We start from the raw sequence: 14,903 nt of genomic DNA on the forward strand, positions 1-14,903 counted from the left end.
CAGGGACCGATCATGAACCAGTACCTCAACAGCTTGCAGGATCTCGGCACGGAAGGCGGATCACGGCTCGAACCGCCGCCATCGGTGCTGCACGAACTTAACCTGGCCAACCGGCGCCTGGAAAAGCTGCTGGGTGACCTGCGCAACGAGCGCAATGCGGATGCGGATTTGCGCAATATCGCGCGCGAAGTGGTGCGCGCGGTCGAATTGAATCCGGATGTTGCCCTCGCCTGCCTGTTCCTGAGCCAGATCGCGGGCACCTACGCGGTGCGCCATTGCATCGAGACCGCCATCGTGGTGGTGCTGGTCGCACGCGGCCTGGGCAAGGCATCTGACGAAGTAATTTCGCTGACGGCGGCGGCGCTGACCATGAACGTTGGCATGATCCGCCATCATGACAACTTCCAGAACAAGCCCGGCGCGCTAAGCAGCGAGGAGATGGCCATCGTGCGCCGCCACCCGGAAGACAGCGCGGAAATGCTGAAATATGCGGGCATCGAAGATGACGAGTGGATCAACTGTGTCCTGATGCACCATGAAAATGACGACGGCACCGGCTACCCGGCCGGCATGACGCGCGAGCAGATCACCCAGAATGCCCGCCTCCTAAGCCTGGCCGATCGCTATTGCGCCCGCGTTTCCGCGCGCAACTACCGCTGTTCGATGCTGCCGGACGAGGCGCTCGAAAAGCTGCTGCATGATCCTTTGCACCCGGCCGACCCCATCCTTCAGGAGCAATTCCACCGCCAGGTCGGCAAGTTCCCGCCAGGCGTGCTGGTTCGCCTTGAAAATGGCGACCTGGGCGTGGTGACCGGGCGCGATAGCGGCGACGGGGTATTGGAAGTGCACTGCATGCGCGATGGGGCGGGCAAAGCCTTGCCTGCCGCCACTACCCATCGCCGCACCGACCAGCCGGCATGCGCTATCGTCGCAGCCCTCACCGAAGACCAGGCTGACCTGCGCTTCAGCATGAAGCAGATCTGGGGCGCGCAGGCGGCGCTTTAATCGAGCTGTTGCAGGCGTCGTTCGACGAAGGTCTGGAGTTCCGGCGTGAGGCGGCCGGAATCTTTCGCGCGCTGGAATGCCAGCCTGGCTTCGGGATTGCGTTTGTCTGCTTGCAGCGAGATTCCCATGCCCATCCACCACACCCCGTTAGCCGGCTGCAGGCGCACTGCGGCCTGGTAATGCTCAACGGCTTCCTTGTTGCGGTTGGCGCGCTGCAGGATGCCCGCCATCATCGCCCGGTAATCGGGATTCGACTCTGCGTATGGCAGGCTGCGTTGCATGGTCTCAAGCGCATTGCCGCCGTTTTCCAGCTGCAGGCGCGCCAGCAGCATCGCCATATTGGCCTGCTGCGGATCGAGGCTGGTCGCCAAGGCCAGATGGCGGATCGCCTCCGGCGTACGGCCGGCTTCCAGCAGCAGGCCGACCAGCGTTTGCCGCGCAGCTTCATGGCGCGGATAGAGTGCCACTGCCTGCTCCAGGCTTGCAATCGCCTCGCTCACCCGTGCATCCTGCAGTTTCGCCAACGCGCGACGATATTCGTTTTCAGCCTTTTGCTGCGGGCTAAGCCCGGTTTCGCTGCCCTCCACCGCTGAAGGCATGGCGCCCGCCGCCGCGCCTGCGGCCGGCAGGGGCGCTGCCTTTGCACGCGCCTCAAGCGACGCTCGCCCGGTCCCCTTCGCCAGACGCTCGGCCGTTACAACATCGCTCTTCCTCTGCTTGCGCGCAGACCCGGCCCCGCCGGCATTGATGGCGCCACCCGCTGCACGAGCCGCGGCGCCATCTGCACTCTGGGTCGTTCCGGCAGCAGGCGTGGCCGTGGCCGTTTCGGCGGCGGCACGTCGGGCTGCCGCGTTGCGTTCTTCCATTTTGCGGGCCAGCCTTTCGCCAGCCGCGCGATGCGCTTCCGCCGCAATATCCCCCGGCACGACTGGCGGTCCTTCATCGGCGGTCGCTGGAGCTACAGGAGCATTCTGCTGGATCGCAGGCTGCACCGGCGCCGGCTGCGGCGCGTGGGACGCAACAGCCGCTGAAGCAGCTGGCTTCCCGCCTTTGAAAAATTTCCAGGCCGCGAACCCGCCGCCGCCCAGCAACGCCAACGCCAGCAAGCCGACGGCAACAACCAGCGGCGACAATCCGCCACGCGCTCCGTAACTTACCGGCCGCACCTGGGAGGAGGCATCGGCGCGAGTCCCATCGCCCCCGCGTGCATCCAGGTCCCGCAGCATCTTGTTGATCAGGCTCATTTCAACACCGCCCAGGCCACGCTGCCCACAGCCATCAGCACGGCGGCCGCCGCGGCCAGCCAGGGCCAGCGCAGGCCAGCGCCACTGCCGCCGCCCGGTGTGCCAACCGTGTCCTGCGCCGCAATGGCCACGTGTTTCCTGTCCACCTGCTGCCGCCCCTCGCCATACGCCAGCATCAGGGACTTATGCGCCACGATATTCACCAGCCGCGGAATCCCCTTGCTGGCAGCAAACAGCCGCTTCACAGCAGCCTGCGTGAACAGCCGCGAACCGGTAAAGCCAGCGACCCGCAAGCGATGCGCCAGGTAAAAGTCCAGGTCATCGCGCGACAAGGCGCCCATGTGGTAGTGGAAAGTGATGCGTTGCGCCAGCTGCCGGATCGAATCGACTTCCAGGTGCCGGTTCAGCTCCGGCTGGCCAAACAGCACGATCTGCAGCAGCTTGCGTTTTTCCGTTTCGAGATTGGTCAGCAAGCGCAAAGCCTCCAGGCTCTCGATTGGAATCGCCTGCGCTTCGTCCAGGCACAGGATGACCTGCTTGCCTTCGCCCGCCAGTTCCATCAGTCTGTGCGTGATCGACTTCAGCATCTGGTGCTGGTCCACGTCGCGTTCCAGCTTCACTTCCAGCTCGTCGGCCAGGGCCAGCATCAGGGTGCGGGGCTCCAGGTAAGGGTTCGGGATGTAGGCCGTGACAAAGCCTTCGCCCAGCGTCGCCAGGAATTTGCGGCACAGCAGCGTCTTCCCGGTGCCCACCTCGCCGGTGATCTTGATGAAGCCTTCGCCGCTGCGCGCGGCAACCAGCAGCGTATTCAGCGCCTCCTGCGACTGGGCGCTGGTAAAGAAGTAAGAGGTGTCGGGCGTAATGCCGAACGGTAGCTCACGCAGCCCGAAATGCTGGCTGTACATCAGCGTGCTCCCCTGTGCGCAGGATCGAGGTCCTTGATGCGGCGCTCCGCACTTAACAAATCCTCATTCCAGCTGGCGTCGCCTTCAATGACAGTCGGCTTGATCAGGACCACCAGTTCGCGCTTCTGCAGCACCTCCTGGCGATTGCTGAACAAGTTGCCGATGACCGGCAAGCCGCCCACGCCCGGCACGCCAGAACGGTCGCTGGTGGTTGCCTGGCGCATCAAGCCGCCGATCGCCACCACCTTGCCGTCTTGGCCGCGCACCAGACTGTCGAACTCCGACGTAGTGGAGGATGCCAGCGGCAGGTTCAGTGCCCCAAGCGCGCTACCCAGGTTTACAGACTTGTTGACAGTCGATACCTGGCTCACCGACGGATGCACGTGCATCAGGATATTGCCGTGTTCATCGATCTGCGGCGTCACATCCAGCACCACGCCGGAGAAGAATGGCTGCAACGTCACGTTCGGCGACACCGTGCCGTTGCCGGCGGAGTTGGTCGTGGTGGTCGTGCTCACGCCGGTGACGAAGAACTCGTCGGTGCCGATTTTCAGGACGGCCTTCTGGTTATTGGTGGCGGTGATGCGCGGGCTGGAGAGCACATGCACCGTGCCCTGCGACTCGAGGAAGGAAATCAGGGCCGCGAAATTACTGGTCTGGAAAGCCAGGCCAAACAGCGTACCTGCCGCCTCGGCTGCGCTGCCGATATTGCGGCCACTGTTCGCGGCCAGTCCGGTGACCGCATTCCCAATCGGATCCACGACGGCATCGCGGCCGCCATTGCGCGGCAACGCCGCCAGGCCGGTGCCCGGCTGCACTACGCCGCCCGAAATCCTGTGGTTATTGCCGGTGCCGAAAGCCGCCCAGTTGATGCCCGACTGGAAGCCGGAATTCAGCTCCACTTCGAGGATCTTGGCCTCCAGGATCACCTGGCGCTCAACCGACAACTGCGTCGCGCGCAAGTAGCGGTCCACGGAACGCAGTTCTTCCGGCATCGCCCGCACCACGATCACGCCGGACTGCGGGCTGATCACCACTGAGCGCCCGCCTTCCTTGCCGCCCACCAGCGTCTCCAGCGACAGCTTCAGCTCTTTCCAGAAGTCGGACTCGGTGCGCGTCATCACATTGCTGGCATCGCGCAGGCGGCCGCCCTGGCCATTGTTGCCCTGGCCATTGTCCTGGTTATTATTGTTCTGCTGGTTGTTGTTATTTCCGTTGCCGGCGTTGTTATTGTTATTGTTGTTATTGTTGTTATTGCTGTCAGCGACCGAGGTCGAACTCACGCGCAGGTTCGACATGCCCATGCGCTGCGCCGTCAGGTAATTCACCTGGAACATGCGTGTCTGGATCGTCAGCGGGCGAATATAGATCCGGGTACCTTCGATGCGATAGTCGTAGCCATACAGTTCGCGCACCGCATCCAGCGCTTCAGCCATCGTCACGTCGCGCAGGTTGGCGGTGATATTGCCCGACACTTCCGGATGCACCAGCATGTTGTAGCGCGTGCCGGCAACGAGCGAATTGAAAAACTGCTGCGCCGGCACATTGTTGAACGCGACATTGAAACGTTCTTCGATCACCGCACGCGACTGCGGCAAAGCGCTGGCCAATGTACTGACAGGCGGGAGCAAGGCATTTGCCACCGCGTCCGGCTGGGCCGCCGCAGTTGCGGGCGGCTTCGTGACCGCCGCCATTTCCGCGCTGATCTTGTCATACGTGCCGCGCGGCGGATTCATACTGCAGGCCGCAAGCCCGGTTGCCACGGAAAACACGGTTGCCAGCTTAAGGAAGTTTCTCATTCTTGTTCTCACTTCTTGCGGCTGCCCGCCGCGAGGGGAAATAAAATCAGTGTTTCGGTCTTGTTGCCGCGACGGAGCACGGCGACATTGGCGCCAACTTCTTCCAGCACCGCACCATGGAAGGCCTGGCCCTTGCGCACCACCTCACCATCGATGACTGCGACCTCGCGGCCCTCGTGCCCCTTGCCGACCAGGACCGACTGCAGCACCGGCTTGCGCGGAACACTGGGCGCCGGCACTGCGCTCGGCGACTGCAGCTGCAGCGCTTCCGGTGGCGGTCGCGTTGGATCCGACAGGGCCGCGTGCGATTGCGCCGCAGCGCAAAGCGGCGCCACTAGGAAGACGGCTAGCAGGCGGGCGCTCATAACGTCATCCATTTTTCGTCCAGGCCCAGGGTATACAGCGTCAAGGTCAGCGTGGAATTGGGGTAGTCATGCGCATCGAGCTGGGCGCGCCCCCAGAAGACCTGCTGCGGCGAGCCTTCCAGCGCTTCCATGTAATTGAGCATATCCAGGTAGCCACCCTGCAGCACGACCTCCACGCCATGACGGTACAACAGCTCGCGCCGGACCGGCGCAGCTTTTGCGTCGGCGTTGCCGCCCATTCCGCTGACCGGCAAGGTACGCAGGGACAGCAGTTTCAGCTTGCCATTCGAACGCAGCAACTGCTGCAGCAGCTGGCCCATTTTTTCCGGCGCCACCAGGCCGTGCTGGGTGGCGCGCAGCGCGCCAGCCAGGGCGGCGGCGTCGCGGTTCAGATCCGCCAGTTGCTTCTGCGTTGCCGCATCCGGGTTGGCATTGAAGGCGGCCATCTGCGCCTGCACGCCGGAATTTGCCGCATCCACTTGCATATTCTGTTGCCGGATCTGGTCGGCCAGCATACGGTTGCGCGCGAACAGTGGTTCCAGCACGAGGGTATTGACCATGAACAGAAGCGCCGCTACTGAAGCGATGAAAATGGCAACCCGTTCGCGCAAAGTCATCGCGTCGATGCGGCCGCTCAATTTAGCCCATAGCGCCTTCATCTGGCCGCCTCCTTGGCCTGCGCCGGCTGGGTCGCCAGGCGGAATTCGACGTAAGGTGCACCCGCGGCGGCGCCGGTCCCGCCGCCAGCCGAACCAAGAGCGCCGGCAGGGGCTTGTACTGCCGCCGGAAAGCCGGGCCGCGCAATCTCCAGGCTGCCGAAGGTCTTGCCCTGCAGGGCAGGCTCACGGGTCAGGCGCTGGATATAGCCCGGCAGGAGTTCAGGTTGCAGCGCCCTGCCCTCAAGCCCGACCTCCTTGCCGGCGCCAACAACGGTCACCCCGGTCAGCCACACGCCGTGCACGCCCTGGCGCGCAAACGCCCGCCAGTATTCCGAATAGCCGGCCGTATTGCCCAACTCGCCCCGCTCGAGCACCGACTGCACCTCGCGCAGCGATTTCAACTCTCCCTGCATGCGCGCCACCTCCGCTTCGAGCTCCTTGCTTTTCTGGCGCGGAGGGAATTCCGCACTGACCTTCGCCAGGCGCGCTTCCGCCGCCGTCAGCGCCGCCTTGCCGGCCGCCGCATGTTCGGCCAGCTGCGAATTCTTTACCGCGCCATAGGCGGCCAGCAGCAAGGCGCCCGCCGCCACCATGCCCAGGGTCTGCGCCATATGCACGGCGGTGAAGATCTTCTTCTGCTTGAGGAAGATCGGGTTGAAGAGGTTGATCTGCTGGCTCACAGCACTAGCTCCTCCTGGCGCAAAGCCGCACCCAGCGTGAGGAACTGCCGCACTTGCTGTTCCGGCGATTGCAGCCCGGGCGCTTCCGACAAATCGAACACGTCGGACAGCCCGAAGGATTCCACAGGCATATACATTTGCGCCGACAGAAAGTCCTGCAGCGAAGCGACGCCGGTCGGCGCCAGCATCAGGCGCGAAATGCTGATGAAGGAATACTGGCGGTCGAAGTGGTCCAGCGACCGCTGGAGTTCAAGGGCGATCTTGTCGAACGAGGCGTGGCGCCGCTCGATATCGTGTTCCTGCAGCATCGCCAGCGTCACGTCGAAGTGGCGCGCCAGGTAAAGCTCCTTGTTGTAGCTTACCGTCAGCAGGCCGCCTGCCGCATCGAAGGACAGCATGGCAAGGCCGCGGCCCTCCGGCTCCATCAGCGCCGAAATATTCCGCTGTGCCATTTCGGGAACGTCGATCACCGACAACGGCGCTTGCGCCTCGGCGAACAGGTCCTGGCGCGACTGGATCAGGCTATTGCGCGAGGCGATGGCAAACATCGAATGCGAGCGGTTGCCGGCATTCTTGTCTACCGGGATATCCAGCACATCGATGGTGGCATCGTCGATATGGAAATCCAGCATGTCTTTCAGGCGCCAGCGCACGGCGGTCTTCAATTCTTCCTGCGGCACGTTGGGCGCTTCCACTTGCAGCAGCTGGTATTCATTGGCCGCGAGCAGAGTCGAACCGACAAAGCTGGCCGCCTGCGCTTCGCGCGCGGCGCGTGCCAGGGCTTCTGCCGACAAGCTCGGGGTCACCGGGTGGAATGCGGAAAGTTTGACGATTGGTTTGGCGGCAGGCTGCCGCTCGACGCGCGCCACACAGATCCCGTCTGCATGGAATGACGTCACAAGGATGCCTTCTTTTTTTCTTGCCCTAGAGAAAAAACGCATGCCACCAATCTAAAAAGAAAACGTTACGCGAGCTTCGCGACGTAGATGGTTGATTATATTCAAGATTACATTACACTTTTAATAAATTTCGCCAATTATCAATTTATTTCTTTCGCGGTGTTACGGTCTTGACACATTCTGTTTCCACATGGTCTGATTGGCCATGATTTCCCGCGCAATCCTCGCCATTTTCCTGTGGTGTGCCGCCACTTTCGCGCACGCACAAAGCTATAGCTGGCCCGCCGATCTCATCTCCAGTTTCAATTGCACGCTCGTTGCCGCCGGCGAATACAACTGCCCGTCCATGAGTTTTTCCAAGGATGTGTATATCGTCATCACCTCGCCGCTGGTGGTGCACGTCAACGGCAATTTTTCTGCCTCGAAGAATTTCATCATCCCGAAAGGATCGCCGCTTCTGCTTGACGTCAAAGGCACGGTGACCTTCTCAAAGGACATGAACGCCTACATGGACATCCAGTCCACCGGCAGCATGACCTTCGCCAAGAACACGATCGTGCATGGCGACCTGAATTCGGGCGACAGCATCACCATCAACAAGGATTCCCTGGTCGACGGCGACGTCTTCACCAAGAACACGCTCAAGGTCGGCAAGAACAGCAGCATCAGCGGCGACTGTTCGTACGCCACCACCAATTACTACTGCCACAAAGTGCCCCCGCCGCCGGCTGGCAGCGTCGACCACTTCCTTGTCGAGCATGACGGCACCGGCCTTACATGCTCGCCGGCCGAAGTCACGGTGTGGGCTTGCGCAGGCGCCAGCAGCGGCGGCACCTGCCCGACCACCACCGTCGGCGCCAGCAGCACGCTGGTGGTGGCGGCGGGCGGCGCCACCATCGGCAGCTATCCATTCAGCATCGCAGCGGGACAGACCAACGCCACCGTCATCGTGCCCTATGCCGGCACGAAGACGGTCAATTTCGGCACAACGGCGGGCGGCACAACCTGCTGGGACGGCACTTCCGGCAGCTGCCAGTTCACCTACAACGACTCCGGCTTCGACTTCAATGTGCCGGACCATGCCTCCGCCACCAGTCCATTGGTTGACATGTACGCGGTCAGCAAGGCTCAAGGCTCCGACACCTGCGCCCCCGCATTCACCGGCGCCAAGCCGGTGACGTTCACCTGCGCCTATGTCGATCCCGCCACGAGCGCGCCGATTGGCAGCCGGCCCGTCATCCTGCAAAGCGGCAGCAGTATCGTCTCGCTGACCTGCGGTGGCGGCGCACAGACGATCAGTATGACGTTTGACTCCGATGGCAAAGGCCAGTTCAGCGTCAACTATGCGGATGTCGGCAGGCTGCAGCTTGCCGCGGCCCATGCACCGGCCAATATGAACGGCAGCTCCAGCTTCACTGTCTATCCGCGCAAGTTCGCTGTCGCTTCGCCCACTCCCGGCGCCCTCATTGCAGCCGGCGACAATTTCAGCCTCACTGTTACGGCACTGAACGATGCAGGCAAGGTCACGCCGAATTACGGGCTCGAATCAAGCAAGCAAAGTGCCGTTCTCTCGTTTTCCAGGTGCCAGCCGTCCGATGGCGAAGATGGCGTCTTCACGCCCGGCACATTGGGCGCCTTCAAGGACGGTGTTGCAACAGCCACCGGCAACAGGTGGGATGAGGTTGGAACCGGCGATGTCATCGCAACCAATCCAAGCTACCTCTCCAGCGGACAACCGGTTACCGGCAGCAGCAGTACTGCCGCCAGCGGCTGCTCCGGCGCATTTGGCCGCTTCCGTCCACATCATTTCGAGACCATCCCAGTACCGGCCTGGACCTACTCCGGCCAGCCATTTGGCGTCACGGTCATCGCCAGGAATGCGGCCAACACAACGACACGTAACTATTACGTGAAGGGGCCTGAAGCCTTCGCGCGCGACATTACGCTGAGCGCCTTGAGCGACGCTACGCCCGCCTCGGCCAATCCCGGCCCTGGTGCATTGACCGCCAGTGCAGTGCCGGCTGCGACCTTCACACTTGCCACCGACGGCGAAGCCATCGCCAGTCCCGTGTACACATTCACGGCGCCGCTTACCAGGCCGACGCAAATCCGGATCCGTGCCATCGATGCCGACAAGACCACCTCAGAAAATTTCATTGAAAAGACCCTCGAAGTGCGCAGCGGCCGCGTCAAGATCAGCAATGCCTTCGGCCCGCGTGGCCGCGACCTCGATGTTCCCGTCCGCATTGAATACTACACGGGCAATTCATGGCTGTTGAACCAGCTTGACTCAGCGACCGTCTTGCCCGCCAGCGCCTTTGCCCTGACGCCGCCGGCGCTCATGACTGGCGTCGCCGTGTCAAATGATGTCAGCTTCAAGCTTGGGATTGGCAACATCCATTTAACAAAGCCTGGCAATGCAGCAACGGACAAGAACGGCTCGGGCACGGTCAGTATCGCGGCCAACCTGGGATCTACGGCGAGCGACGCCTCCTGCCTGCTGGCGCCCCGCCCCGCGAGCACCGGCGCAGGCCTGGCCTGGCTGCGCTCCCTGTACGGCTCCTGCAACACGAACTGGACACAGGACCCAACTGCGCGGGCAACGTTTGACGCGCCCAATCCGGAAAACAAGTCAACCGTCTTTGGCCGCGAGGTATTCAATTGAAGCCCCGCGCGCCGGGCTTCACCATCGTCGAACTGGTGACCATCATGGTGGTGATCGGGATTCTCGCCGCGATCGCGATTCCGCGCCTTGGGCAACTCGATGCATTCACCTCCTCGGCATACCGGAATGAGGTGCTCAGCGCTTTGCATCATGCCCAGAAAAGCGCAGTAAGCCACCGGCGCCTGGTCTGTGCAACGGTCAACCCGCAAAACGTGCAACTGCTCATCGCCCTCAATGCCGGCGATACGGCGTGCCTCACCACTAACGCGCGGCCCTTCCCCAGCCCGGACGGAACGCCTTTCGCCAGTCATGGCAATGAACGCGCCCAGAGTGGCCCACTGGTGGGCGTGCCGCTGTTCTTCCAGCCAAGCGGCGACATCACGATGGACGGTGCGGGCACCGTGTTCGCGTCCGGCTTCATTTCAATTACAGGGCAGCGCGGCATCAATATCGACGGGAGCGCCGGCCATGTCGAATAAGTCCCAGCGCGGCTTCACCCTGGTAGAGATGATCATCGCCATGGTGATCATTGCTGTCGGCCTGGCCGGCGTCCTTGGCGTGCTGTCGCGCACCGCGGTCAGCAGCACAGACCCGATGGTCAGCAAGCAGATGACGGCCATCGCGGAAGGCATGATGGAAGAGATCCAGCTCAAGCCTTTCATCGACCATACCGCCACCCCATTCAATGGCTGCGACCGCAGCGCTTTCGACGATCTTGATGACTATGCCGGTTATGGCGGTGCAAACGGGATCCAGGTCTGCACGATCGACGGCACGCCGGGACCGGCTGGCTACACGGTCCAGGTCAGCATGGCCAATGCGGCGGGCGGCATCCTGAGCGGCGGCATACCTGCCGGTGAGACGCGCCAGATTACCGTCACTGTCCGCAAGGGCAACAGCAGCTACCAGCTCGCAGGCTGGCGCACCAGGTTTGGAGGGTAAGGCCATGAAACTGCAGCGCGGCTTTACCCTCGTTGAGCTGATCGTCGTCATGGTGGTCACCGGCGTACTTGCGGGCATTCTCGTGACCTTCTTCACGCCTGCAGTCAACAATTATTTCGCCAGCTCCCGGCGCGCCATGTTGACCGACGCGGCGGACGGTGTCATGCGCCGCATGTCGCGCGATATCAGGATTTCGGTTCCGAATTCAGTGGATATCCGCAGCAGCAGCCAGGGCGCCTGTCTTGGCATGCTTCCCACCTCCAGCGGCGGCCGCTTCCGCATGGACCGCGACGTAGCGTGGGACAACAGCCATCCCAACCCGGCCGACCAGTCCAAGCCCGTCACGCCGGGAATGACGGTCGCAACGTTCGATGCTACGACGAGCGGGGTCCAGGGCTCGGCGAACGATTGGGTCCTGATCGGCAATCAAAGTTATGCCGATGTGTATTCCGTTGCCAACCATGGCCGACTCAGTACGCTGGCAACGCCGCCGGACCTCCGCCTGGGTAACAAACGCGTGACCTTGCAAGCGCCGATGCCCGTCCCTGCCGGATATGACGGCGCGCGCTTCTTCGTCGTGCCCAACGCACAACAAGTGGTCGCGTACGTTTGCGCAGGTGGCGGCCTGGATGCCAATGGCACTGGGCGCGGCACGCTGTACCGCGTGCGGGGCCACGCCATTGGCGCGGCCGATCCTTATGCCTGTCCGGTGGCGACTCCCGGCGCCACGCCGGTCATCGCGACGCACGTTTCCGCCTGCACGATCAGGTTTACGCCCAATCCAACCGCAACGCAAATGAGCGGCCTGGCAGAGATCGACCTGACACTGACTGAAGCTAATGAAAACGTACGCCTGAATTTCAGCGTAAGCGTGGAGAACATTCCTTGAACAAGCGTAGGCAGCAAGGCTTTGGCTATATCGCCGCAATCGTCATCGTTGTCGTGCTGTCGGCGCTGGGCGTCGCTGCGGCACGCCTGTCGACGACGCAGCAGACGGGCGCCAACCAGGACCTGCTTTCTTCCCGCGCATGGCAGGCTGCACGCGCCGGCACCGAATGGGGAATGTATCGCGCCTTGCGCCAGCAAAGCTGCGCGGCGGCGACCACTATCAATGTGGGGAATGGATTTAACGTGACGGTGAAATGCGATTCGGCGGTTTTTTTCGAAGGTGAGGTTGAGAACCCACCGGGCACCGTTCAGCCACAGAGCAAAACTGCGTTCACCATTACGGCAACTGCCTGCAATTCCGCCGCTTGCCCGGATAACGCGCGCGCCGTCGACCTTGAATATACTGAGCGCAGCCGTGTCGTGACGGCTTGCTCGCTGAACGATGCTGCGAACAAGCCGAACGGGAAGCCTTGTTAGATAAAACCGGGACGGATAAAGAAAAAGCCAGGCGGCGCCTGGCTCTTTCCTTGGATCTTTCGATCAGCAGCTGCCTGGAGCCGGAGGATTGGTAATGACAGGCACTGCGCCCGAAGTCGATTCGGTATAACGGATGAAGCAGGTCGAGCCAGTCGGCGAGCCTGAAACACTTTTGGGGATGATGGCGATTTCGGTACCGCTCGTCGTTGGAGTATTGGCATCGCCAGCGTTACCGGGATTGATCGTCACGTAATCGGCATCGGTAATGCCCGCTGCGGTCAGCAGCGCAGCCGATGCGGTCGGAAAGCCGCGCGCATCCACTGGCACATTCAGGTTGCCTTCAACGCCGACGTTGCCCGCCACGCCCGTGCCACCGGCCAGCCAGCGGCCATGCACCATGGCGACGGTCGCATTCAGTGCGCCGCGCGCGCCGTTCAGGCTGGCCACGCGTGCATCGCCCCCCAGGTTGATGAATCGTGGCAGCGCCGTGGCAGCCAGGATGCCGAGGATAACCATGACAACGATCAGTTCGATCAGGGTAAAACCAGACTGCTTAGGGGTCTGAAACTGTTTCATTAAGCCTCTCCAGATACTTGTAGTGTCGCGGTTTTATTAATCGACTTGTTCCAGGGTCACACCGCCAGGCCCCGGCCCTTCGTGGATATTGGTGATATTTGAAGGGGCTTGCGCAAATTTTACCTTGAAATTCAAGCGTTTCGCGCCGTTTCCTCCAAAATAGCCTCGCTTATTTAACAGATATGACAAAGTTGTGGTGGATCGGTCGAAATACCACTGTCCTTCCGCCACCGCGCCGGCTTTGGGCGCATCAAATTCCCCCGCATAATTCGCTGGCCGGCGGTCAAGCCAGTCCATCGGGTTCTGTTTCGCCAGCGAAGCGATTTCTGCCTCATTCCCCCTTAGATACAACGAAGCAGCCCTGCTAGCAAGGGCCGCACGCAAGCTTGTTACAACTTGCGCGGCTGCAAGCCGTTCCCCTTCTTCCTGGTAATACTGCAGCTTGTTCAGCAGGACACCGGTGAGGATGGCAAAAATAATCGCTACAACCGCAAACTCGAAGTAACCCGAACCGCCCTGCCGCGCATGTTGCAGCAAAGCCACGTTACTTGGCTTGCGATACAACACTCTCATCGGCGCAGCGCCGCCTTGCCCAGGTCCCAGATCGGCAGGAAGATGCCCAGGGCCAGCACCAGCACCATCGCACCGAGGAAGGTAATCAGGATCGGCTCGATCTGCGAGGCCAGGGTCTTCAGCTCGTAATCCACCTCGCGTTCATACATTTGCGCGATCTCGTCCATCAGGTCATCCAGCGAACCGGATTCCTCGCCGACGGCGATCATCTGCAACACCACCGGCGTAAACACCGCCGCCGTCACCGCCGTACGCAGGATCGATTCGCCGCGCTCCACGCCATCGCGCATCTGCTCAATGCGTGAAGTGAGGAAGGCGTTGTCGACCGTCTGCGACACGACGGTCAGCGCCTGCACGATCGGCACGCCGCTGCGCGCCGACAGGGAGAAGCTGCGGGCAAAGCGCGCCATCGTCGCCTTGTGGATGATTTTGCCCGCGATCGGGATGCGCAGTTTGATGCGGTCCCATTCATAGCGGCCCTTGTCGGTCTTGATCCAGGACCGGAATCCGAAATACGCCCCCACCGCAATCACCAACAGCAGGCCCCAGTAGTGCTGCATGAAGCCGGACGTGGCCAGCAGGATGCGCGTCATCAGCGGCAGCTGGGTGTGGAAACTCTCGAACACCTTGGCGAATGCCGGGATGACGAATATGTTCACCACCACCATCGCGATCACCATGGCGATCACCACGAAGCTTGGATAGCGCAGTGCTGTCTTCACCCGCTCGCGCATGTCGCGGTCGAATTCCATGTGCTCGAACAGGCGCAGGAACACCTCTTCCAGCCGGCCCGTCATCTCGCCCACGCGCACCATCGACAGGTAGAAGGCGGAGAACACGTCCGGGTGGCGGCGCATCGCCGCCGACAGCTCGCGCCCCGAATCCAGCGATTCGCGCAAATCCTTGATCACGCGGCCGAAGGCCTTGCTGATGGCCGATTCCTGCAAACCCGCCAGCCCGCGCATGATCGGCACGCCCGATTTGAGCAGCGTGTACATCTGGCGGCTGAACAGCTGCACGTCCATCGCATTGACCTTCTTCTCGGTCAAGCGCTCCCACAGCCCTTCTTCGTTCGTCCTGGCGACGGCCTTGGTGACGTTGATTTCGATCGGCGTTACGCCGGTACTGAACAGCTGGTCCGCCACCGCACCGCTGTCGGCAGCCTCCAGCACACCCTGCATCATTTCGCCGCGTGCGTTGCGGCCCTTGTAGGCGAACAGCGGCAC

General features: G+C 62.1%; 16 protein-coding genes. 6 read left to right on the plus strand and 10 right to left on the minus strand.

All coding sequences use genetic code 11. The features are described 5' to 3' along the window. Window positions 1-12: 12 nt before the first annotated feature. Complete coding sequence (locus tag GM658_RS24215) at window positions 13-1,005, plus strand: HD-GYP domain-containing protein (protein WP_155456637.1); 993 nt, start codon at window positions 13-15, stop codon at window positions 1,003-1,005. Here GM658_RS24215 and GM658_RS24220 read toward each other — a convergent pair. From GM658_RS24220 to GM658_RS24250, 7 genes are read right to left on the minus strand one after another with little or no spacing between them, the layout of a single operon-like run. Beyond that, window positions 1,002-2,249, minus strand: coding sequence for a tetratricopeptide repeat protein (locus GM658_RS24220; RefSeq protein WP_155456638.1), 1,248 nt, complete (start codon window positions 2,247-2,249; stop codon window positions 1,002-1,004). The two genes, GM658_RS24215 and GM658_RS24220, sit on opposite strands and share 4 nt — an antisense overlap. Beyond that, on the minus strand, window positions 2,246-3,154 hold the full coding sequence (locus tag GM658_RS24225) for an ExeA family protein (RefSeq protein ID WP_155456639.1): 909 nt from the start codon (window positions 3,152-3,154) through the stop codon (window positions 2,246-2,248). Before GM658_RS24225 ends, GM658_RS24220 begins: the two co-directional genes overlap by 4 nt. Then, window positions 3,154-4,953 carry a pilus (MSHA type) biogenesis protein MshL gene (gene mshL, locus GM658_RS24230; RefSeq protein ID WP_155456640.1) on the minus strand — a complete coding sequence of 600 codons (1,800 nt, stop codon included), beginning with the start codon at window positions 4,951-4,953 and terminating at the stop codon, window positions 3,154-3,156. The genes GM658_RS24225 and mshL overlap by 1 nt, the downstream gene beginning before the upstream one ends. 8 nt (window positions 4,954-4,961) lie before the next feature. Then, complete coding sequence (locus GM658_RS24235; RefSeq protein ID WP_229417047.1) at window positions 4,962-5,318, minus strand: MSHA biogenesis protein MshK; 357 nt, start codon at window positions 5,316-5,318, stop codon at window positions 4,962-4,964. Then, entirely contained in the window at window positions 5,315-5,977 is a 663-nt protein-coding gene (locus GM658_RS24240; protein WP_155456641.1) for a hypothetical protein, read from the minus strand. Before GM658_RS24240 ends, GM658_RS24235 begins: the two co-directional genes overlap by 4 nt. Continuing rightward, window positions 5,974-6,657, minus strand: a complete 684-nt coding sequence (locus tag GM658_RS24245) for a hypothetical protein (RefSeq protein WP_170298944.1) — start codon at window positions 6,655-6,657, stop codon at window positions 5,974-5,976. Before GM658_RS24245 ends, GM658_RS24240 begins: the two co-directional genes overlap by 4 nt. After that, the gene (locus GM658_RS24250; RefSeq protein WP_371865250.1) at window positions 6,654-7,556 is read right to left on the minus strand and encodes a type IV pilus biogenesis protein PilM; all 903 of its coding nucleotides are present in this window, start codon (window positions 7,554-7,556) and stop codon (window positions 6,654-6,656) included. Before GM658_RS24250 ends, GM658_RS24245 begins: the two co-directional genes overlap by 4 nt. A 205-nt stretch (window positions 7,557-7,761) precedes the next feature. Here GM658_RS24250 and GM658_RS24255 point away from each other — a divergent pair, with 205 nt between their 5' ends. Genes GM658_RS24255 through GM658_RS24270 form a run of 5 tightly spaced genes read left to right on the plus strand, consistent with a single transcriptional unit; the run spans window position 7,762 to window position 12,528 of the window. Then, a complete protein-coding gene (locus tag GM658_RS24255; RefSeq protein WP_155456643.1) occupies window positions 7,762-10,221 on the plus strand; it encodes a polymer-forming cytoskeletal protein in 2,460 nt (819 codons plus the stop codon). Next, complete coding sequence (locus GM658_RS28925; RefSeq protein WP_170298945.1) at window positions 10,218-10,700, plus strand: pilus assembly FimT family protein; 483 nt, start codon at window positions 10,218-10,220, stop codon at window positions 10,698-10,700. The genes GM658_RS24255 and GM658_RS28925 overlap by 4 nt, the downstream gene beginning before the upstream one ends. After that, on the plus strand, window positions 10,690-11,163 hold the full coding sequence (locus GM658_RS24260) for a prepilin-type N-terminal cleavage/methylation domain-containing protein (protein ID WP_170298946.1): 474 nt from the start codon (window positions 10,690-10,692) through the stop codon (window positions 11,161-11,163). The genes GM658_RS28925 and GM658_RS24260 overlap by 11 nt, the downstream gene beginning before the upstream one ends. A gap of 4 nt (window positions 11,164-11,167) precedes the next feature. Beyond that, window positions 11,168-12,052 (plus strand): prepilin-type N-terminal cleavage/methylation domain-containing protein, encoded by an 885-nt coding sequence (locus tag GM658_RS24265; RefSeq protein WP_155456645.1) that lies wholly within the window; start codon window positions 11,168-11,170, stop codon window positions 12,050-12,052. Next, window positions 12,049-12,528, plus strand: a complete 480-nt coding sequence (locus tag GM658_RS24270; RefSeq protein WP_155456646.1) for an MSHA biogenesis protein MshP — start codon at window positions 12,049-12,051, stop codon at window positions 12,526-12,528. Before GM658_RS24265 ends, GM658_RS24270 begins: the two co-directional genes overlap by 4 nt. A gap of 63 nt (window positions 12,529-12,591) precedes the next feature. Here the strand turns inward: GM658_RS24270 and GM658_RS29680 are convergent, their stop codons facing one another. Genes GM658_RS29680 through GM658_RS24285 form a run of 3 tightly spaced genes read right to left on the minus strand, consistent with a single transcriptional unit; the run spans window position 12,592 to window position 14,903 of the window. Further along, the gene (locus tag GM658_RS29680; RefSeq protein ID WP_155456647.1) at window positions 12,592-13,104 is read right to left on the minus strand and encodes a type II secretion system protein; all 513 of its coding nucleotides are present in this window, start codon (window positions 13,102-13,104) and stop codon (window positions 12,592-12,594) included. A 36-nt stretch (window positions 13,105-13,140) separates the two neighbouring features. After that, window positions 13,141-13,677 (minus strand): hypothetical protein, encoded by a 537-nt coding sequence (locus GM658_RS24280; protein WP_155456648.1) that lies wholly within the window; start codon window positions 13,675-13,677, stop codon window positions 13,141-13,143. Continuing rightward, window positions 13,674-14,903 (minus strand): type II secretion system F family protein, encoded by a 1,230-nt coding sequence (locus tag GM658_RS24285; RefSeq protein WP_170298947.1) that lies wholly within the window; start codon window positions 14,901-14,903, stop codon window positions 13,674-13,676. Before GM658_RS24285 ends, GM658_RS24280 begins: the two co-directional genes overlap by 4 nt.

This window comes from Massilia eburnea (assembly GCF_009720745.1).
GTDB classification, from domain to species: domain Bacteria; phylum Pseudomonadota; class Gammaproteobacteria; order Burkholderiales; family Burkholderiaceae_D; genus Rugamonas; species Rugamonas eburnea.